Below are 20696 nucleotides of genomic sequence, written 5' to 3'. Positions count from 1 at the left end.
CGCGGCGGGTCGCCACCATGGAGGCTGACTGGTCGGCCGGCGATGTCGGCCCCGCCCGCCACACTGGCGGCGTGCTCGATCTCATCCTGCCGGCCGAATGCGGCGGCTGCGGCGCGCCGTCGTCCCGGTGGTGCGAAGCCTGCGCCACGGAGCTGGCCGTCAGGCCGGACGAGCCGCACGTGGTGAACCCGCGCATCGACGCGGGCGTCCCGGTGTTCGCGCTCGGCCGCTACGCCAACGCCCGCCGGCAGGCGATCCTGGCGCTCAAGGAACACGGCCGGGCCGATCTCGTCGCGCCGCTGGCGCGCGCACTGGCTCTCGGGGTGCACCGGCTGCTGTCGTGGGGGATCCTCGACACCCCGCTCACGATCGTGCCGGCACCGACCCGGCGTTCGGCCGCGCGCCGGCGCGGCGGTGACCCCGTTCTCCGGTTGGCCCGCGCCGCGGTGGTGCAGCACCCGGAGATCGGCGTGGCCCAGGCACTGCGGATCAAGGCCTTGACCCGCGACTCGGTGGGGCTGGGCACCGCCGCGCGGGAACGCAACATCACCGGCCGGGTCGTGCTGTGCGGCCGGCCGCCTGCCGCCGACGTCATGGTCGTCGACGACATCGTCACCACCGGGGCGACGGCGCGCGAGTCGGTGCGCGTCCTTCAGGCCGCGGGGGTCCGGGTCGTCGCGGTGCTGACGATCGCCGCCGCGTGAGGGTGTGAACCGGCCAAGAGGTTGTGAAGAACTCGCAACAGCTCTGCGAAATTAGTGGCATGGGTAGGCGAACACGAGCTAACGTCGGAATCAACATTCATTGACTCACTTGGTCGGGATATTCCCAGGTTGAGCCCCACTTGCGGGAAGGGGTGAGTAATCGACACCTTGCACCGGCGGGCAGCCTGCGGCGGTAGCCAGTCTCGAACCGCTCTCACCTCGTCGGCGCATCAAGCCAGCCGGGCACGCAACGCGCGTGCGACGTGTAAAGAGAAATGAGTTGTCACGTATGTCAAGGCTATCCGTGGATTCCGGTCAGATTCTGGACCAACCTCCCTCCGCCCCCGATGGGCAAGCCCAGCCGACAACCACCGCCGACGTTGTGTTCAAAGGCCGCAACGTAGAAATCCCCGATCATTACCGCCTGTACGTCTCCCAAAAACTCGCCCGCCTCGAGCGGTTCGATCGCTCCATCTACCTCTTCGATGTCGAGCTCAAACACGCTCCCAACCGGCGGCAGCGCAAATCCTGTCAACGCGTGGAGATCACCGCCCGTGGCCGGGGCCCGGTGAGCCGAGCGGAGGCCTGCGCCAACAGCTTCTACGCCGCGTTCGAGTCCGCGGTGGACAAGCTGGAGAGCCGGCTGCGCCGCGTCAAGGACCGCCGCAAGGTCCACTACGGCGACAAGACGCCGGTCTCGCTGGCCGCCGCCACCGCGGTGCCGCCGCCCGAACCGGCGCGCGGTGCGCCCGAGGCGCCCGTCGACCACGGCGCATCGATTGACGGCGTGGACCAGGACCACGAACCCGGACGGATCGTGCGGACCAAGGAGCACCCGGCCACGCCGATGACGGTCGACGACGCGCTCTACGAGATGGAGCTCGTCGGGCACGACTTCTTCTTGTTCCACGACAAGCACACCGAGCGGCCGTGCGTGGTCTACCGGCGCCACGCCTACGACTACGGCCTGATCCGACTGGGCTGATCCCGTCACCCCGCCGAACGTCGACTTATTGCGAGATTTCAAGCAAATTGGCGCAAGAAGTCGACGTTCGGCGCCCAAAGAGCGACGTCACCTAGGATGGGTGTCGCCAAAGACTCCGATCCGGCCCGGTGACGATGCAGAGCGCGTAGCGCGATGAGGAGGAGCCGGGCGATCAAACCGTAGAGGACATAGCTGTGCTGTCGAAGTTGCTGCGCCTTGGCGAAGGTCGCATGCTCAAGCGTCTCAGGCGGGTGGCTGACTACGTCAACACCTTGTCCGACGAGATCGAGAAGCTCACCGACGCCGAGTTGCGGGCCAAGACCGACGAGTTCAAGAAGCGGCACGCCGACGGCGAGAGCCTCGACGACCTGCTGCCCGAGGCCTTCGCCGTCGCCCGCGAGGCGGCCTGGCGGGTGCTCGACCAGCGCCCCTTCGACGTGCAGGTGATGGGCGCGGCCGCGCTGCACTTCGGCAACGTCGCCGAGATGAAGACCGGTGAGGGCAAGACCCTGACCTCCGTGCTGCCGGCCTACCTCAACGGCATCGGCGGCAAGGGCGTGCACGTCGTCACCGTCAACGACTACCTGGCCAAACGTGACAGCGAGTGGATGGGCCGCGTGCACCGCTTCCTCGGGCTGGACGTCGGCGTGATCCTCGCCCAGATGACGCCCGACGAGCGGCGGGTGGCCTACAACGCCGACATCACCTACGGCACCAACAACGAATTCGGGTTCGACTACCTGCGCGACAACATGGCGCATTCGCTCGACGACCTGGTCCAGCGCGGACACAACTTCGCCATCGTCGACGAGGTCGACTCCATCCTGATCGACGAGGCGCGCACCCCGCTGATCATCTCCGGCCCCGCCGACGGCGCCTCCAACTGGTACCTCGAGTTCGCCCGGCTCGCTCCGCTGATGGAAAAGGACACCCACTACGAGGTGGACCTGCGCAAGCGCACCGTCGGCGTGCACGAGCTCGGCGTGGAGTTCGTCGAGGACCAGCTCGGCATCGACAACCTCTACGAGGCCGCGAACTCGCCGCTGGTCAGCTACCTCAACAACGCGTTGAAGGCCAAGGAGCTGTTCAACCGCGACAAGGACTACATCGTGCGCGACGGCGAGGTGCTCATCGTCGACGAGTTCACCGGCCGCGTGCTCTACGGCCGCCGCTACAACGAGGGCATGCACCAGGCCATCGAGGCCAAGGAGCACGTCGAGATCAAAGCCGAGAACCAGACGCTGGCCACCATCACCCTGCAGAACTACTTCCGGCTCTACGACAAGCTCGCCGGCATGACCGGTACCGCCCAGACCGAGGCGGCCGAGCTGCACGAGATCTACAAGCTCGGCGTGGTGCCCATCCCCACCAACAAGCCGATGATCCGCGCCGACCAGTCCGACCTGATCTACAAGACCGAGGAGGCCAAGTACATCGCGGTCGTCGACGACGTCGTCGAGCGCTTCGAAAAGGGCCAGCCGGTGCTGATCGGTACCACCAGCGTCGAGCGTTCCGAGTACCTGTCGCGGCAGTTCCAGAAGCGCCGCGTTCCGCACAACGTGCTCAACGCGAAGTTCCACGAGCAGGAGGCGACCATCATCGCGGTCGCCGGCCGCCGCGGCGGCGTCACCGTGGCCACCAACATGGCCGGCCGAGGCACCGACATCGTGCTGGGCGGCAACGTCGACTTCCTCACCGACCAGCGGCTGCGTGAGCGCGGCCTCGACCCGGTGGAGACGCCGGACGAGTACGAAGCGGCGTGGCACGAGGAATTGCCGAAGGTCAAGGAGGAGGCCTCCAAGGAGGCCGAAGAGGTGATCGAGGCCGGCGGCCTGTACGTGCTGGGCACCGAACGGCACGAGTCGCGGCGCATCGACAACCAGCTGCGCGGCCGCTCCGGCCGGCAGGGTGACCCGGGCGAGTCGCGCTTCTACCTGTCCCTGGGCGACGAGCTCATGCGCCGCTTCAACGGCGCCGCGCTCGAGGCGATGCTCAACCGGCTGAACCTGCCCGACGACGTGCCCATCGAGGCCAAGATGGTCACCCGCGCGATCAAGAGCGCCCAGACCCAGGTGGAGCAGCAGAACTTCGAGGTCCGCAAAAACGTCCTCAAGTACGACGAGGTGATGAACCAGCAGCGCAAGGTGATCTACGCCGAGCGCCGCCGCATCCTGGAGGGCGAGAACCTCAAGGAGCAGGCGCTGGACATGGTCCGCGACGTGGTCACCGCCTACGTCAACGGCGCGACGGCCGACGGCTACGCGGAGGATTGGGACCTGGAATCCCTGTGGACGGCCCTGAAGACGCTGTATCCGGTGGGCATCGACCATGCGCCGCTGACCCACCACGACGCTGACTCCGAGCGCGACGACCTCACCCGCGAGGAGCTGCTCGAGGCGTTGCTGAAGGACGCCGAAAACGCCTATGCCGCAAGGGAAGCCGAGCTCGAGGAGATCGCGGGCGAGGGCGCGATGCGTCAGCTGGAGCGCAACGTGCTGCTCAACGTCATCGACCGCAAGTGGCGCGAGCACCTCTACGAGATGGACTACCTCAAGGAGGGCATCGGGCTGCGCGCGATGGCCCAGCGCGACCCGCTGGTCGAATACCAGCGCGAGGGCTACGACATGTTCATGGCCATGCTCGAGGGCATGAAAGAGGAGTCGGTCGGCTTCCTGTTCAACGTGACCGTCGAGGCGGTGCCCACCCCGCAGGTCGCCCCGGTCCAGGCGCCCGAAGGGCTCGAGGAATTCGCCACCGCCGCGGCCGCCCAGCAGGGCGGTACCACGACCGCCGTGCGCGAAGAGGCCCCAAGTACGCTGCGCGCCAAGGGGATTGACAACCAGGCGCCGGCGCTCACCTATTCCGGCCCCTCGGAGGACGGCTCGGCGCAGGTGCAGCGCAACGGCGGTGACGCCAAGACACCGGCGGGGGTTCCCGCCGGGGCCAGCCGCCGCGAGCGGCGAGCGGCGGCGCGCCAACAGGGCCGCGGCGCCAAGCCACCCAAATCGGTGAAGCGGCGCTAGCGGGGCGCATTCGCCTTTTCGCTTTCCGCCCGCCGCCCGACTGTCCGGGCGCTCGCGGCCCAACGCCCGACTGTCCGGGCGCTCGCGGCCCAACGCCCGACTGGCCGGGCGCTCGGGGACCGGGGCCTCGGCGCCGAATTTGAGGCATCCGCCCCATGCGCCGGGGCGGTGGCCGCGCGGACCATCCAGGGATGACCACAGCACGCACCCCCCTCGACGCCGCCACCGCCGTCCTGCACCACCCCGTCCTGCCCGCCGGAGATGACGAACGATTCGTCGGATTCGGCGTGCTGGGGCTCCCCTTCGCCAGCGGGCACTACCTGGCGCTGCGGCAGTTCCCGGCGACGTCGTTCTCGCCCGGCTATCGCTCGGTGTGGCACCGCGACCCCCACGGCGCCTGGACCTTCTACGCGACCACGCCGGGCCCGCAGAGCTGCGCCCGCTTCTTCAGCGCGGCGACCAGCCGCGACGCGGTCCAGTGCGACATCGACGTCGCGTGGGTCACCCCGTGGTCGTTGTTCGTCGCCATCCCGGGGCTGCTGGCCTGGCAGATCGACCTGCACGCCACGTGGTCGACGCGACTGATGAGCGCGGTGGGCGCGCGACTGCCCGCCTGGGCGTGGACCAACCGGGCGGTCCTGGCCGTCCTCGGCCGCATCGCCGGGCCGACGCTGCGGGCCGGCCGGATCCGGCTCGCCGGAACCGCGCCCAACGGCCAGCGATTCATGATCGCGCCCGCACAGGTGTGGGCGGTGGGACACTCGCGCGCGGTCTTGCGCGAGGTGGACCTCGGGCCGGTGGGGCCGCTGCGCCCGCAGGCGCGGCTGGCCGGCTTCCGGCCGCCGCAACGCGGCGTGTTCGCGGTGGGCTCCGGGCATTTCGACAGCTTCGACGCCGCCCGGCACGAGGCCGTGCGGCGCACCGCCGCAATCGGGTGACCCCGCGGCCGCCGGCTGGGCACAATGAGGCTCATGCCAGAGTCCGAACTACCGACGCGGGCGGAGCTGCTCGCGGCGTTGTCGGTGGCGATCGATCTCGGCCTCGGCCAACCCGCCGAGCACATGCTGCGCGCGGCGCTCATCGCGACCCGGCTCGCCGACCGGCTCGGGCTGTGTGCCGACGAGCGCGACTGCGCCTACTACACCACGCTGATCATGTGGGTCGGCTGCCACGCGGACTCCCACGAATACGCGCGCTGGTTCGGCGACGACATCGCCGTCCGCCACGATTCTTATCTGGTCGACTGGTCCGGGATCCCGTACCTGCGCTTCCTGGCGAGCAACGTCGGCCGCGGCCAGCCCCTCGCGCATCGAATGGCCGTGCTGGCAACGCTTTTCGCCAACGCGCGCGGTCACATCTCCCGGCTGATCCACTCGCACTGCGCGTCGGCGGCGCTGCTGGCCGACCGGATCGGGTTGAGTCCCGACGTGCAGGCCGCGCTCGCGTTCGCCTTCGAGCGCTACGACGGCGGCGGGCTGCCCGCGGGAGCGCGGGGGGAGACCATCCCCATCCAGATGCGCATCGCGCAGCTCGCCGACATGGTCGAGGTTCATCACCGCACGTACGGCGTCGCCCCCGGCGCCGTGGCCATGGTGAGCAGCCGGCGCGGCGGGCAGTTCGATCCCCGGGTCGCCGACGCGTTCCTGCGCGACGCCGACGCGATCCTGGCCGGACCGCCCGCAGGCGATGCGTGGGCGGCGGCGCTGGGTGAGGCGCCCGATCGCCATCAGCGGCTTGACGATGCGTCGCTGGACGCGTTGCTCGTCGCGCTGGGCGACTTCGTCGACCTGAAATGCCCGTTCACTCTTGGGCATTCGCGCGCGGTGGCCCGGCTCGCGGGCGACGCCGCGCTGGCCGCCGGAATGGACACGGACGCGGTGGCGCTGACCCGGCGCGCGGGCCACGTCCATGACCTCGGCCGCATCGGGGTGTCGAATCACATCTGGTCGCGGCAAGGCCCGTTGAGCGCATCGGAATTCGAGCGGGTACGGCTGCACCCGTATCTGACGGTGCGCGTCCTCAACCAGGTCCCCGGCCTGGGCCGGCTGGCCGAGGTCGCCGGCAATCACCACGAATGCCTCGACGGCTCGGGATATCCGCGTGGGCTGGCCGGGCCCGCGCTGCACATGCCGGATCGCATCCTGGCCGTCGCCGTCTGTTACCAGTCCGCCCGCGAGCCGAGGCCGTACCGGGAGCCGATGTCGGCCGGCGCGGCGGCCCGCCGGCTGCGCGGGCGTGCGCAGGCCGGGGAACTCGACGCGGTCGCGGTCGAAGCGGTGTTGCACGCGGCCGGACAACCCGCGCAACGACCGAACCTGCGGCCGGACCGGCTGACCCCCAGGGAGGTCGAGGTGCTGTGCCTGGTCGCCCGCGGCGCGTCCAACAAGGAGATCGCGGCGTCGCTGGTGATCAGCGAGAAAACGGCCCGCAATCACGTCGAGCGGACGTACGCCAAGATCGGCGTTTCGAACCGCATCGGCGCCAGCATGTACGCGCTGCGGCACGGCCTGGTGAACCCGGTGCCCAGCTAACCCGACGGGCGTCTGGAAACGTGCCGTACGCGGCCGAAAATGAGGCATCCGCCCCATGTTCAAACGCGCCGGCGAGGCGCACAATCAGCGAATGAAGCGATTCTTGATTGTCGGTTACGGCGCCGCCGCTTACCTGCTCTTTCTTGCCGCATTTCTGTACCTCGTGGCGTTCTTGGGAAACTTCTGGGTGCCGCGAACCGTCGATCACGGCCTGCCGGCGCCGATCGGTGAGGCGGTGCTGATCAACATCGGGCTGCTTGCCGTGTTCGCCATCCAGCACAGCGTCATGGCGCGGCCGTCGTTCAAGGCGTGGTGGACGCGGATCGTGCCATCGCCGATCGAGCGCAGCACCTACGTGGTGCTGTCCAGCGCCGTGCTGGTGCTGCTCTACTGGCAATGGCGGACGATGCCGGCCGTCGTCTGGGACGTGCGGCCACCGGCCGGGCGCCTGGCGCTGTGGACGTTGTTCTGGCTCGGCTGGGCCATCGCGCTGGCCGCGACGTTCATGGTCAGCCACTTCGACCTGTTCGGCCTGCGCCAGGTGTATCTGGCGTGGCGCGGAAAACCCTACACGCACATAGGTTTTCACGCCCGGATGCTGTACCGGTTGGTGCGCCACCCGCTCATGCTCGGCTTCGTGATCGTCTTCTGGGCGGTGCCCACGATGACGGCCGGACACCTGCTGTTCTCGGTCGCCATGACGGGCTACATCCTGGTCGCCACCCACCTGGAGGAGCACGACCTGGTGGAGGCGCTGGGTGAGCAGTATCGCGACTACCGTCGCCGGGTGCCGATGTTGCTGCCGCTGGGACACCGCCCGCGGCGCGACCCGGCCCAACCGGCGGAGCTGCATTAGCTTTCGGGCGAGCGGTTCACCGCGGACGGCCGCTCGCTGCGAGGTGACCGGTGCGGTCACCCGATGTGTAGGGCCACGACCATCCACCGGGCGCCGCTCGCCGCGCCCACCTGCTCCACCCGGCAGGCGATGGCGTGGACTCGGTTCCCGCGGCTGTAGGAGCCGAAGACCTCGGCGGCCGCGTCCGGGTCCCGGTGGCCCGCCGGCTGCAGTCGCATGCGCCGCAACACGGCGGCACCCGCGTGGCCGGGCGCCCGCCCGGCCACCGAACGCCCCACCGCGACAACCGAATCCACCAGGCTGGGCGACAGCAACGGATGCAGCTGGGCGGCCGGGCGGCGCCGGTCGATGACCTCCAGCACGCGCCGCAGCGCCGCGTCGGCGAAGGTCGCCGCCTGGCGCATCCGCGCGGACATGACCGGCGCCGGCGCTCTGCTGAGTTGCCCGGTGTAGGACCGGGGCGTGGCGTGGCCGCCGCGGCGGCGTAGCGGTGTGCGCGAGGACGGCCGGCACGACGGGACGGTGCGCGGCACATCCCGGGTTTCCGGTTCGTAGTCGACGACCGGCATGACGGTGAAAGCGCCGGATGGATTCGCAACGGGGCTAGTGTTCAACGCGCACTCTCCAACTTCTCGGCCGGACCGGAAGCCTGCTGGAGAGGGGCAGACAGTCGTCATCATGGCATAAGTCGCCATCGCGCGTCCCCATGCCGACGTGCGCCGCGGGCCGGACGATTACCGTTGGCCAGACATCGTTTGAGGCGACAGGGCGATGAATCGACGAGGAGGACTGCGCCGTATGGTGACCCGGTTGTCCCCGCCGGACGCGTCGTTCTATCGGCTGGAAAACACCGCCACCCCCATGTACGTCGGATCGCTGGCCATCCTGCGCCGTCCGCGGGCCGGGCTGAGTTATGAGACGCTGCTGGCCACCGTCGAGCAGCGGCTGCCCCAGATCCCGCGCTACCGGCAGAAGGTCCGCGAGGTGCCGGTCGGCACGGCCCGGCCGGTGTGGATCGACGACGCCGACTTCGACATCACTTATCACGTGCGGCGCTCGGCGCTGCCCTCGCCGGGCAGCGACGGTCAACTGCACGAACTGATCGCGCGGCTGGCCGCGCGGCCGCTGGACAAGTCGCGGCCGCTCTGGGAGATGTACCTGGTCGAGGGCCTGTCCAAGAACCGGCTCGCCCTCTACACCAAATCGCATCAAGCCCTGATCAACGGGATGGCGGCGCTGGAGATCAACCACGTCATCAGCGACCGGACGAGACGCCCGCCCCCGGCCCCCGAAGACATCTGGATCCCGGAACGCGACCCGGGCAACACCCGGCTGGTGCTGGGTGCGATCGGTGAGTGGCTGACCGGTCCGAGCGCGCAGCTGCAGGCCGTCGGGTCCGCGATCGGCGGCCTGGTGACCAACTACGGCGAGCTCGTCGGCGCCGGGCGCCGGGCGTTCGATTTCGTGCGCAACCTGGCCCGGGGCGACGCGCCCAGCAGCCCGCTCAACGCCACCGTTTCGCGTCATCGCCGGTTCACCGTCGCCACCGGCAGCCTCGAGGACTACCGCGCCGTGCGCGCCCGCTATGACTGCGACGTCAACGACGTGGTGCTCGCGGTGATCGCCGGCGCGCTGGGCAACTGGCTGATGTCGCGTGGGGTGGCGGTGTCGCCGACGGCGACGGTGCGGGCGATGGCGCCGCTGTCGGTGTACGACGACGGCGACCTCGACGCGAGCGGCCCCGGCCAGGCGATCAGCCAGGTCATGCCGTTCCTCGTCGACCTGCCGGTGGGGGAGCCCAACGCCGTGGTGCGGCTCTCGCAGATCGCGCACGCCACCGAGTCCAACCCGACGGCCGCCCAGCTGGTGGACGCCAGGACCATCGTCACGCTGTCGGGGTTCGCCCCGCCCACGCTGCACGCCATGGGAATCCGCGTCGCGACCAGTTTCCCGAGCTTCTCCAAGCGCACGTTCAACCTCCTGATCACCAACGCGCCGGGGGCCCAGTCGCAGATGTACGTCGCCGGCACCAAGTTGCTGGAGACCTACACGGTGCCGCCGCTGCTGCAGAACCAGGCGCTGGCGATCGGGGTGACGTCGTACAACGGCATGCTCTATTACGGCATCAATGCCGACCGCGAGGCCATGAGCGACGTCGACCTGCTGCCGGGACTGCTGAGCCAGGCGCTCGAGGAGCTGCTGGAGGCTTCCCGGTCCTAGCCGGCGGTGAAAACCCCTGCGTGCGGCTATCCTTCGTTGCTGTGAAACCAGCCGCGCCCAAGATCTCCGACGCCTCCACGCCGATCTAGCCAACATGACCGTCGTCTACATCCCCGCCACGCTGGCCATGCTGCAGCAGCTCGTCGCCGACGGCTCGCTGCGTCCGGTCAGCGGCACGGCGTTCGCCCTGACGCCAAAGTTGCGCGAGGCCTACGCCGCGGGCGACGACGACGAGCTCGCCGACGTGGCGCTGCGTGAGGCGGCGCTGGCCTCTCTGCGCCTGCTGGCGGGCGAAGCGCCCTCGGATTCCCGGCCGCCGCGCCGCGCGGTGCTGGCCGCCGACGTCGACTTCGACGCATCCGGGGTCACCTACCGTCCCGACCTCGACGACGCCGTCGTCAGGCTGCCCGGCGCGGTCCCGATCGAGGACGTGATCGCCGCGTACGTCGACAACGCGGGTGCCGAGGAGGCGGTGGCCAGGGCCATCGAGGCCGTCGACGCCGCGGACCTGGGCGACGAGGACGCCGAGCTGATCGTCGGCGACGCGCAAGACCACGACTTGGCCTGGTACGCCAACCAGGAGCTGCCGTTTTTGCTGGAGCTGATGTGACGCTGTGAGGCATTCCCGCCCCGGGCGCTAGCTACGACACCGTAGGTTACGGTACCGTAGGTTTCGTGAAGCACACAGAATCGATCACAATGTGAGCGTAAGTAAAGCGCCACGTCGTGAGCAGGAGCTTCCTCTGGGCAAACGGAACCCATCGATCGCGGGCAACGTCGTCGACACCAAGCGGCCCGTGGTCGCCGGTGCCGACCGGCATCCCGGCTGGCACGCCCTGCGCAAGCTCGCCGCGCGCATCACGACGCCGCTGCTGCCCGACGACTATCTGCACCTGGCCAATCCGCTCTGGTCGGCGCGCGAACTGCGAGGACGCGTCGTGCAGGTGCGTCGCGAGACGGAGGACTCCGCGACCCTGGTCATCAAGCCGGGTTGGGGCTTCAACTTCGACTACCAGCCGGGCCAGTACATCGGCATCGGACTGCTGATGGACGGGCGCTGGCGCTGGCGGTCGTATTCACTGACCTCGACCCCGGCGGCGACGCCCGCGCGCTCCGGTTCGGCGCGCACCGTGACCATCACCGTCAAGGCGATGCCGGAGGGTTTCCTCTCGTCGCACCTGGTGGCCGGCGTGGAACCGGGCACCGTCGTCCGGCTGGCCGCGCCGCAGGGCAACTTCGTCCTGCCCGACCCCGCGCCCGCCTCGATCCTGTTCCTCACCGCCGGCTCCGGGATCACGCCCGTGATGTCGATGTTGCGAACTCTGGTGCGCCGCAACCAAATCGGTGACATCGCCCACCTGCATTCGGCCCCCACGGAATCGCACGTGATGTTTCGCGGCGAGCTGGCCGCGCTGCAGGCCGACCACCCGGGCTATCGGTTGCAGCTGCGCGAGACGCGCACCCAGGGCCGGCTCGACCTGTCCGCGCTGGACGCCGACGTGCCGGACTGGCGCGAGCGCCAAACCTGGGCCTGCGGACCGGAGGGCCTGCTCACCGCGGCCGAGCGCGTGTGGTCGGCCGCGGGCATCGCCGAGCGGTTGCATCTCGAGCGCTTCGCGGTGTCCAAGGCGGCGCCCGCCGGTGCGGGCGGGACGGTCACCTTCGCGCAAAGCGGACGCACCGTCGCCGCCGACGCCGCGACGTCGTTGATGGATGCGGGGGAGAGCGTCGGCGTGCAGATGCCGTTCGGGTGCCGCATGGGTATCTGCCAGTCCTGCGTGGTCGGCCTGGTGGAGGGCCACGTCCGCGACCTGCGGACCGGCCAGGAGCACGACCCGGGGACCCGGGTGCAGACCTGCGTGTCGGCCGCGTCCGGCGATTGCGTGCTCGACATTTAAAGGCTACTCACAGGTAACCTACGGATTCGTAGGTTACGATAGCGTAGGTCTAGTACCGAACAAACGACCGCAGGGAGATGACGACGATGGCGATCAGTGACGTCGACGTATTCGCCCATCTGACGGACGCCGATATCGAAAACCTGGCCGTTGAGCTCGATGCCATCCGCCAGGACGTGGAAGACTCGCGCGGCGAGCGGGACGCTCGCTACATCCGCCGCACCATCGCGGCCCAGCGCGCGCTCGAGGTAACCGGCCGGCTGCTGCTGGCCGCCAGCTCGCGGCGCTCGGCCTGGTGGGCGGGGACGGTGACGCTGGGCGTGGCCAAGATCGTCGAGAACATGGAGATCGGCCACAACGTCATGCACGGGCAGTGGGACTGGATGAACGATCCGGAGATTCACTCCTCGACGTGGGAGTGGGACATGAGCGGGTCGTCCAAGCACTGGCGCTACACCCACAACTTCGTGCACCACAAGTACACCAACATCCTCGGGATGGACGACGACGTCGGCTACGGCCTGCTGCGCGTCACCCGCGACCAGCGCTGGAAGCGCTTCAACATCTTCAACCTGGTGTACAACACGCTGCTGGCCCTCCTCTTCGAGTGGGGCGTCGGCCTGCAGCACGTGGAGCTCGGCAAGATCGCCAAGCGACGCATGGACAACGACGAAGCCCGGGAGCGGGTCGACGAGTTCCTGGCCAAGGCCGGGCGGCAGGTGTTCAAGGACTACGTGGCGTTCCCCGCGCTGACCTCGTTGTCACCCGGAGCCACCTACATGTCCACGCTGAAGGCCAACGCACTTGCCAACGTGATTCGAAACGTGTGGGCCAACGCGGTGATCTTCTGCGGCCATTTCCCCGACGGCGCAGAGAAATTCACCAAGACCGACATGATCGGCGAGACCAAGGGGCAGTGGTACCTGCGCCAGATGCTGGGCAGCGCCAACTTCGAGGCGGGCCCCGCCCTGCGCTTCATGAGCGGCAACCTGTGCCACCAGATCGAGCACCACCTGTACCCGGACCTGCCGAGCAACCGGCTGCACGAGATCTCGGTGCGGGTGCGCCAGGTCTGCGACAAGTACGACTTGCCTTACACCACAGGGTCTTTCCTGTTCCAGTACGCGAAGACGTGGCGCACGCTGGCCAAGCTGTCGCTGCCGAACAAGTACTTGCGCGACGACGCCGACAACGCCCCGGAGACCCGCAGCGAGCGGATGTTCGACGAACTCGAGCCGGGTTTCTTGGGTACCGACCCGGCCACCGGCCGCCGCCGCGGTTTGAAGTCCGCGATCGCCGCCGTGCGCGGTTGGCGGCGCGGGAAGCGCGCGGCCGTCGCGCGCAGTGTCGACGACGGCCTCGCCGCCTAGGGCGCTTGCTACCTAGAGGTTCTCGCCGAACGTGTTCTGGCGGCGAATATTTCGCTGGCTTTTCGCCCTGAGTGCACGCTCGCCGCGGGCGTCGTCAGGGGTGCGCGACGAGGTAGGTCTCGTTGCCCAGGTCGGCGGTGAGTTCGTCGACGTCGAAGGGCCGGTCGAGCCGCGCGGCCAACGCCTCCTTGTCGACGAGCAGGCCGATCTCCGCGGTCTGGCGCGCGAAAAGCCGACCGATGAACGGGTAGATGCGGCGCATGATCGCCCGCTCGGCCGACGTGCAGCGTGACGCGCAGTAGCCGACGTGGCCGATTTCGTCGGTGAGGATCTCGCTGTAGAGCAATTCGATTCGCTGGGCGACGTCCGGTTCGTCGGCGAAGAGCCTTCCGCCCACCCGGCGCAGTTCGTCAAACATGATGCAGCCGGCCATCTCTGCGGCCCCGACGAACAGGAAGCCGAGCCGTTCGGGCAGGAATACGCTCGTCTTGACGAACTGGCGCATCACGAAAGGCGGGGGCACAACCTGGAAGGTGAGATCGAAGACGTCCAGCGCGTAGGCGAGCAGCCGCGTGTGGTAGTGCTCCTCGAGTTCGAGGTAGACGTTCTCGGGCGGCAGGCTCTCGTCGCTGTTACGCCCATAGGTTTCGCCGAGTCCCACGCCGAACCGCTCGGCCTGATTCAGCTTGGCGGTCGCCAGCAGGAACAGCATTTTCGGGTCCAGGCCGGGTTCGGGTCGCCGGCGGCGCAGGTTGCGCAGGAACGTCTGTCGGTCGGCGGGATGGGCCGACCGGACGGGGTTGGCTTCGAGTTCGCCGAAGAACCGCTCTCGGTTCGCCAGCCGCCTGTTGAGCAGGTCGGCCTCGCCGTCGCGGCGGGCCAGGAAGTCCCGGTAGCCCTCGATGCCCGTGCGATTCATCGTTTCTCCATCCCCTTGACAATCGTTGCCACGTAACGGCTCAACAGCGCTTCGTCGTGCGCTCCGGTGGACAGCAGCGCGAAAAGCCCGGTGAGGAAGAACGTTCCGAGTTCCGCCGCGTCGGCGTCGGCGGGCACCTGTCCCTCGTCTTGGGCCCGGCCGATCACGCCCACCAGGAACTGGGCGAGGGGATGCTGCGTCAGTTCGTCTTCGACCGGACGGGTCGAGGAGAAATGCAACCCGAGCATGTCGCGGAAAACGGCGTCGCCCAGCCGGCGTTCGGCACGCAGAACGTGCTGTACAACTTGTGACAGCACGGAGGCCAGATCGCCCTTGGCATCGCCGAGTTCGCTGATGATCCGGGTCTCCTCGTTGCGCTCCACCTCGATAAGGACGTGCTCCTTGGTGGGGAAGTGGAAGTAGAACGTCCCCCTCACCACGCCCGCCGCGGCGGCGATGGCGCTGACGTCGGCGGCGGCGAACCCGCGTTGCGAGATCTCGGACAACGCCGCGTCGAACAGGCGCGCCCGCGTCTCGAGCCGCCGGGCCTCCCGGACGCTCGCGGCTGCAGAGTTGGCCGGGGATGCTGCGCGTGCCGACGCCATGCAGGCACGGTACGCCAATCGCTGACGCCCGTCAATGACGGGCGTCAGCGAATTTGGTCGTCAGGAGCCGCCGGTCACCTTTTCGGCCAGTGCCGCCAGCTTGGCGTCGAGTTGCTCGGCGGCGCTGAGCAACTCGGGATTGGGCTCGACGACCATCAGTGACGACGGCTTGACATAGGTCACGCTGCTGCCATCGTCGCCCTCGTCGGCGACCAGCAGCTCGACCGGGGCGAACAATCCGGCCTTGACGTCGTGGCGCAGCATGGTGATGGCGATCAGCGGGTTGCCGAGGATGACCCGCAACGCCTTGCGGTCGATGCCGGCCCTGGTGATCCAGGCGCCGTGGTCGACCGTGCCGAATAACATGAATCCACTTGGCCCGGCGTAATTTTGGATCCGACCCTCGTATTCCTGCCAGTCGCCGGTCGTCGTCGTAATGTCGTCGACCGGCACCGGGCTTTCTCCGATGTCGGCGAGCAGCGCGGCGACCAGCGCGTCATAGCTCTTGGCGCTGTCGTAGCGCACCCGAATGCCCTCGAACTTGGTTTCAGACGCAGACACTTTCGACCTCCTCTGGTCCGATGCTCTCGTGTACCTGGGTACGTGGGGTGCGATCGATGAGCAGGCTGAGCGTTTCGGGCCGGCTGTAGTGGCCGCCGGCATCCATCAGCGCCTTCCGCGTGTTGATCAACGACAAGTCGAGGTCAGCGATGACGTCGCCCTCGCCCGTGCGCAGCGGCTCACCCACGTATTCGCCCTGGGGCGTGATGATCGCGGTGAAGTGGCCGCCCGAGATAGGTCCGATCGGACAGTCGGTGTCGGCCATGATCTGCGCCTGCTGATCCGCTTCGAGCCACGCGGTCGCGTTGACGACGAAGGCGCCCGACTCGAGCGCGTGATTGCGCACGCTGATCTCCATCTGACGCGCGAACAGGTCGCCGCCGAACGATCCGGGGAACATGCTCGAGTGGATCTGCTCGCCGTCGGCGATCAAGGCGTAGCGGGCCAACGCATTGAAGTGCTCGTAGCACGCCAACTGTCCGACGCGCCCGACTGCGCTGTCGACCGCGCGCAGCCCACTACCGTCGCCCTGGCCCCAGACCATCCGTTCGTGGTAGGTCGGCATGATCTTGCGGCGGCGTTGCAGCAGGGTGCCGTCGGCGTCGAACAACAACTGCGTGTTGTACAGCGAAGCACCGTCGCGCTCGTTGACACCGATCGATACGACCATGCCTGCCGCACGGGCGGCCTCGGCGATCGCGTCGACCGCCGGCGACGGGATCGCCACGGCCTGGTCGAGGAGCCGCAGGTGCTCCGGTCGCATCTCGAAGGGGCGCTGGACGAACGAGAAGTACGGGTAGTAGGGGATCACCGTTTCCGGGAACGTCGCGAACTGCACGTCGCGGCGTGCCAGCTGCGCGATCTTGCCGACCACCTTTTCCACGGTGCCCTCGCGACTGTAAAGGACGGGGCTGAGCTGCACTGCGGCGGCGCGGATTACGTCCATCGCCCCGTCTCCTAGCCGAGTCGCTCGATGATGGTGGCGTTGGCCATGCCGCCGCCCTCGCACATCGTCTGCAGCCCGTACCGGCCACCGCGCTGCTCCAAAGCGTTCACCAGCGTCGTCATGATGCGAGCGCCGCTGGCGCCCAACGGATGACCAATCGCGATCGCTCCGCCGTTGACGTTGGTCTTGGCCAGATCGGCTCCGGTGTCGTGCGCCCAGGCCAGCACCACGGGCGCGAACGCCTCGTTCACCTCGAACAGGTCGATGTCGGCCAGCGTGAGCCCTGCTTTCGACAACACCTTCTCGGTGGCGGGAATGACGCCGGTCAGCATGTAGAGCGGGTCGGAGCCCACCACGGTGGTGGTGTGGATCCGTGCCAGCGGGCGCAGGCCCAGTTTCTGGGCGACCTCGCTGCTGGTGATCATGACCGCGGCGCTGCCGTCGGACAGCGGCGACGAGTTGCCCGGGGTGATCTCCCAATTGATCTGCGGGAAACGGGCTTTGGCCGCCTCGCTGTAGAACGCCGGCTGCAATCCGGATAGGGTCTGCACCGTCGTACCGGGGCGGATGATCTCGTCGGTGGCGAGCCCGGCAATCGGGATGAGCTCGTTGTCGAACAGGCCGTCCTTGGTGGCGCGGGCCGCCTTCTCGTGGCTGCCCGCGGAGAACTCGTCGAGTTCGGTGCGCGAAAAGCCCCACTTCGCGGCGATCAGTTCGGCGCTGATGCCTTGGGGCACCAGACCGTCGGGATAGCGCGCGTCCATCCCCTCGCCGAACGGGTTGCTGCCCGGTGACACCTGGCTGCCCATCGGGACGCGTCCCATCGATTCCACGCCGGCGGCGATCACCAGGTCGTAGGCGCCGGCGATCACACCCTGTGCCGCGAAGCTGATCGCCTGCTGGCTGCTGCCGCACTGGCGGTCGATGGTGACACCGGGCACCGTCTCCGGGAATCCCGCGCCCAGCAGGGCATTGCGGGCGATGTTGACGGCCTGGTCGCCGACCTGGGTGACGGCGCCGGCGATGACATCGTCGACCTGTGCCGGATCGACGCCGGTGCGCGTCACCAGCTCGCGCAGGCTGTGCGCGAGCAGGTCGGCGGGCAGCACATCGTGCAGCGCGCCACTGGCCTTGCCCTTGCCGATGGGCGTGCGCACTGCTCCGACGATGACGGCGTCGCGACCCTGGTTCATGGCTCCTCCTCGAGTCCATCTGGGTATATCAAGCTATACTCAGATAAACACCTCGGTATGCTGAAAGCAACCCAGCTGGGGAGGTGATTTAGATGACACTGCTGCAGGGGCCGCTGGCCGACCGCGACGCCTGGTCGGCGGTGGGCGAGTGCGCGATCGAAAAGACGATGGGGGTCGTCGGTACCAAATCCGCGATGCTGATCATGCGCGAGGCGTACTACGGCACCACTCGTTTCGACGACTTCGCCCGCCGGGTGGGCATCACCAAGGCCGCCACCTCGGCGCGGCTGGCCGAGCTCGTCGAGCTCGGACTGCTACGGCGCCAGCCCTATCGGGAGCCCGGCCAGCGCAGCCGCGACGAGTATGTGCTCACCCAGGCGGGCATCGATTTCATGCCGGTGGTGTGGGCGATGTTCGAGTGGGGGAGGCATCATCTGCCGGGGCGTCACCGGCTGCGGCTGACACACGTGGGCTGCGGTGCCGAGGTCAGCGTCGAAATCCGGTGCGCCGAGGGACATTTGGTGCCGCCGGATGAGCTCGGCATGCGGCTGGCTAAGAAGCCTGGTTGAGTGCGGCCAGCAGTCGGCGGGTGGCCGCGACGCGGCGGGCGGCGGGCCCGGTCAACGTGTCCAGCGCGCACTCGGGGTCGGCCGGCGGGCCCATGTGCCCGCAGCCGCGCGGACAATCCTCGATGGCGTCCGCCAAATCCGAGAACGCCATCATGACGTCGTCAGGCTGGATATGGGCCAGCCCGAAGGAGCGGATGCCCGGCGTGTCGATCACCCAGCCCGACGTCGCCAGTGGGAGCGCCACCGATTGCGTGGAGGTGTGCCGCCCCCGGCCGATGTCGGTCACGTCGCCGACGGCGCGGTCCGCGTCGGGCACCAGCCGGTTCACCAACGTCGACTTGCCGACGCCGGAATGCCCGAGCAGCACGGTGATCTTGCCGGCGAGCAAATCCGCCACGGCGAGCAGGGGATCGTCGCGGCCCGCGACGACCACCGTCAGATCCAGGTCGACGAACTGCTCCGCGAACGGCTCCGGCGGGGCGAGGTCGGTCTTGGTCAGGCACAGGATCGGGGTGAGTCCGCCGGCATAGGCGGCGATCAGCGTCCGGTCCACCAGCCCGGTGCGGGGAGGCGGGTCGGCGAGCGCCACCACGATCAGTAGCTGGTCGGCGTTGGCGACGACCACCCGTTCGGTCGGATCGGTGTCATCGGCGGTGCGCCGCAACACAGTTCGGCGCTCACCACGGCGCACGATGCGGGCCAGCGTGTCCGTCCGCCCGGACAGATCGCCGACCACATCGACCTCGTCGCCGACGACGATCGGCGTGCGGCCCAGTTCCCGGGCCCGCATGGCGGTGACCCGACGGTCGACGTCGCCGCCCAGCACGCACCCCCACCGGCCCCGGTCGACACTGACCACCATGGCGGCCTGGGCGTCGGCGTGCTCGGGACGCGTCTTCGTCCGCGGCCGCGAACCCCGGCCGGAGCGGATCTTGACGTCGGACTCGTCGTAGTCGCCGGGCTTCACATGCCGCGGTCTTCCTGGGCGGTCAGCATGTCGGCCCACAGCCGCGGAAAGTCGGGCAGCGTCTTGGTGGTGGCGCCGATGTCGTCGACCTCGACGCCGGCTACCCGAAGCCCGACGATTGCGCCCGCCATCGCCATCCGGTGGTCGGCGTACGCGCGCCAGACGCCCGGCCGCAGCGGTGTCGCGGTGATCACCAGGCCGTCGGGCGTTTCGGTGCAATCGCCGCCCAGGCGGTTGATTTCGGCGCTCAGCGCGGCGAGACGATCGGTCTCGTGGCCGCGCAGGTGGGCGATGCCGGACAGGCGCGACACCGAGCCCGGGGCCGCCAGCGCCGCCAGGGCGGCCACCGACGGTGTCAGCTCGCCGACCGCGCGCAGGTCGACGTCAAAACCGCCGTAGTTCCCGGAGCCGCGCGCCTCCAGATACGAATCATGTTGGGTGACAACAGCATTCAACTTGCCCAACACGGCCAAGATGTGCTCGGCGGGTTGCACGCTGTTCGCCGGCCATCCCGTGATGCGCACCGCGCCGCCAGTGACGACGGCCGCCGCCAGGAACGGGACGGCGTTCGTCAGGTCCGGCTCGACCACCCAGTGCCGGGCCGCGACCGGCCCGGGTCGCACCCGCCAGCGGTTGGGGACGGAGTCGTCGACGTCGACGCCGGCCTGGCGCAGCATCGTCACCGTCATCGCGATGTGCGGCGCCGACGGCAACGCCGAACCGGTGTGCCGCACCCTCAGCCCCTCGGCGAAAGAGGCCGCGCACAACAGCAACCCGGAGACGAACTGTGACGAGGCCGAGGCGTCGATCTCGACGGTGCCCCCGGGGACCGCGCCGGTGCCCAGGACCCGAAACGGCAGACCCGAGCCATCGATCCGCACGCCCAACCCGCGCAGCGCGTCGAGTAGCGGCGCGATGGGCCGCGCCCTGGCCTGCTCGTCGCCGTCGAACTCGACGATCGATTCGGCGAGCGCCGCCAGCGGCGGGACGAACCGCAGCACCGTGCCCGCCAGGCCGCAATCGACCTGTGCCATCGGTTCCGGCACCACGCGGCCGCTGACCGTCAACTCCGTCCCGTCGCCGTCGACGCGCAGGCCCAGCGTGCGCAGCGCGCCGATCATCAAGTCGGTGTCCCGGCTGCGCAGTGCCCCGCTGATGGTCGGGGTGCCCTGGCCCTGCGCCGCCGCCAGCGCCGCCAGCACCAGGGTCCGGTTGGTCTGCGATTTCGAACCGGGAACGGTCACGGTCGCGTGCACCGGTTGCGGTGCCCGGGGGGCCGTCCACGTAGTCACCGGTCCATCATCGCCTGTCACCGGTTGTTGCCACCAATAGGAGTTCGCGACTTCTGC

19 protein-coding genes are annotated in these 20696 nt (G+C 68.9%); 11 read left to right on the top strand and 8 right to left on the bottom strand.

Annotated elements, in window-relative coordinates; translation table 11 throughout:
- Nucleotides 1–71 precede the first annotated feature (71 nt).
- From OCU_RS44680 to mddA, 6 genes are all read left to right on the top strand, one after another.
- Nucleotides 72–704 carry a ComF family protein gene (locus OCU_RS44680; protein ID WP_014380957.1) on the top strand — a complete coding sequence of 211 codons (633 nt, stop codon included), beginning with the start codon at nt 72–74 and terminating at the stop codon, nt 702–704.
- A gap of 304 nt (nt 705–1008) precedes the next feature.
- A complete protein-coding gene (gene hpf, locus OCU_RS44675; protein WP_014380956.1) occupies nt 1009–1689 on the top strand; it encodes a ribosome hibernation-promoting factor, HPF/YfiA family in 681 nt (226 codons plus the stop codon).
- A gap of 194 nt (nt 1690–1883) precedes the next feature.
- A complete protein-coding gene (gene secA / locus OCU_RS44670) occupies nt 1884–4712 on the top strand; it encodes a preprotein translocase subunit SecA (protein WP_009957356.1) in 2829 nt (942 codons plus the stop codon).
- A gap of 191 nt (nt 4713–4903) precedes the next feature.
- Nucleotides 4904–5650 (top strand): hypothetical protein, encoded by a 747-nt coding sequence (locus tag OCU_RS44665; RefSeq protein WP_014380954.1) that lies wholly within the window; start codon nt 4904–4906, stop codon nt 5648–5650.
- Nucleotides 5651–5683: 33 nt separating this feature from the next.
- Nucleotides 5684–7243 (top strand): HD domain-containing phosphohydrolase, encoded by a 1560-nt coding sequence (locus OCU_RS44660; protein WP_014380953.1) that lies wholly within the window; start codon nt 5684–5686, stop codon nt 7241–7243.
- Between the two features lie 91 nt (nt 7244–7334).
- Nucleotides 7335–8099, top strand: coding sequence for a methanethiol S-methyltransferase (gene mddA, locus OCU_RS44655; protein ID WP_179300163.1), 765 nt, complete (start codon nt 7335–7337; stop codon nt 8097–8099).
- A 56-nt stretch (nt 8100–8155) separates the two neighbouring features.
- Here the strand turns inward: mddA and OCU_RS44650 are convergent, their stop codons facing one another.
- Nucleotides 8156–8668 (bottom strand): Rv3235 family protein, encoded by a 513-nt coding sequence (locus tag OCU_RS44650; protein ID WP_014380951.1) that lies wholly within the window; start codon nt 8666–8668, stop codon nt 8156–8158.
- A 229-nt stretch (nt 8669–8897) separates the two neighbouring features.
- Between OCU_RS44650 and OCU_RS44645 the strand changes: the two genes are divergently transcribed.
- From OCU_RS44645 to OCU_RS44630, 4 genes are all read left to right on the top strand, one after another.
- Nucleotides 8898–10319 (top strand): WS/DGAT/MGAT family O-acyltransferase, encoded by a 1422-nt coding sequence (locus OCU_RS44645; RefSeq protein WP_008259749.1) that lies wholly within the window; start codon nt 8898–8900, stop codon nt 10317–10319.
- Between the two features lie 94 nt (nt 10320–10413).
- On the top strand, nt 10414–10929 hold the full coding sequence (locus OCU_RS44640; protein WP_009957351.1) for a DUF6912 family protein: 516 nt from the start codon (nt 10414–10416) through the stop codon (nt 10927–10929).
- 133 nt (nt 10930–11062) lie between these two features.
- On the top strand, nt 11063–12217 hold the full coding sequence (locus OCU_RS44635; RefSeq protein ID WP_026071229.1) for a ferredoxin reductase: 1155 nt from the start codon (nt 11063–11065) through the stop codon (nt 12215–12217).
- Between the two features lie 86 nt (nt 12218–12303).
- Entirely contained in the window at nt 12304–13587 is a 1284-nt protein-coding gene (locus tag OCU_RS44630; RefSeq protein WP_009952833.1) for a fatty acid desaturase family protein, read from the top strand.
- A gap of 94 nt (nt 13588–13681) precedes the next feature.
- On the opposite strand, the gene OCU_RS44625 is transcribed toward OCU_RS44630, so the two are convergent.
- The 5 genes from OCU_RS44625 to OCU_RS44605 are packed head-to-tail and all read right to left on the bottom strand — an operon-like array spanning nt 13682 to nt 17811.
- Nucleotides 13682–14506 (bottom strand): hypothetical protein, encoded by an 825-nt coding sequence (locus OCU_RS44625; protein ID WP_014380948.1) that lies wholly within the window; start codon nt 14504–14506, stop codon nt 13682–13684.
- Complete coding sequence (locus OCU_RS44620) at nt 14503–15111, bottom strand: TetR/AcrR family transcriptional regulator (RefSeq protein WP_014380947.1); 609 nt, start codon at nt 15109–15111, stop codon at nt 14503–14505. The genes OCU_RS44625 and OCU_RS44620 overlap by 4 nt, the downstream gene beginning before the upstream one ends.
- Before the next feature lie 60 nt (nt 15112–15171).
- A complete protein-coding gene (locus OCU_RS44615) occupies nt 15172–15672 on the bottom strand; it encodes a DUF302 domain-containing protein (protein ID WP_014380946.1) in 501 nt (166 codons plus the stop codon).
- Nucleotides 15659–16618 carry a carbon-nitrogen hydrolase family protein gene (locus OCU_RS44610; protein ID WP_041787099.1) on the bottom strand — a complete coding sequence of 320 codons (960 nt, stop codon included), beginning with the start codon at nt 16616–16618 and terminating at the stop codon, nt 15659–15661. The genes OCU_RS44615 and OCU_RS44610 overlap by 14 nt, the downstream gene beginning before the upstream one ends.
- Nucleotides 16619–16629: 11 nt before the next feature.
- A complete protein-coding gene (locus OCU_RS44605; protein WP_014380944.1) occupies nt 16630–17811 on the bottom strand; it encodes a thiolase family protein in 1182 nt (393 codons plus the stop codon).
- A gap of 92 nt (nt 17812–17903) precedes the next feature.
- Between OCU_RS44605 and OCU_RS44600 the strand changes: the two genes are divergently transcribed.
- Complete coding sequence (locus OCU_RS44600; RefSeq protein ID WP_009952825.1) at nt 17904–18380, top strand: winged helix-turn-helix transcriptional regulator; 477 nt, start codon at nt 17904–17906, stop codon at nt 18378–18380.
- Here the strand turns inward: OCU_RS44600 and rsgA are convergent.
- Nucleotides 18364–19347: a ribosome small subunit-dependent GTPase A gene (rsgA, locus tag OCU_RS44595; protein WP_014380943.1), complete on the bottom strand. Its 984-nt coding sequence runs from the start codon at nt 19345–19347 to the stop codon at nt 18364–18366. The two genes, OCU_RS44600 and rsgA, sit on opposite strands and share 17 nt — an antisense overlap.
- Complete coding sequence (gene aroA, locus OCU_RS44590) at nt 19344–20639, bottom strand: 3-phosphoshikimate 1-carboxyvinyltransferase (protein WP_026071230.1); 1296 nt, start codon at nt 20637–20639, stop codon at nt 19344–19346. Before aroA ends, rsgA begins: the two co-directional genes overlap by 4 nt.
- Between the last annotated feature and the right edge of the window lie 57 nt (nt 20640–20696).

It is taken from the genome of Mycobacterium intracellulare ATCC 13950 (genome assembly GCF_000277125.1).
In the GTDB taxonomy this organism is placed as follows: Bacteria; Actinomycetota; Actinomycetes; order Mycobacteriales; family Mycobacteriaceae; genus Mycobacterium; species Mycobacterium intracellulare.
This window is presented reverse-complemented; position numbering and strand designations above follow the sequence as displayed.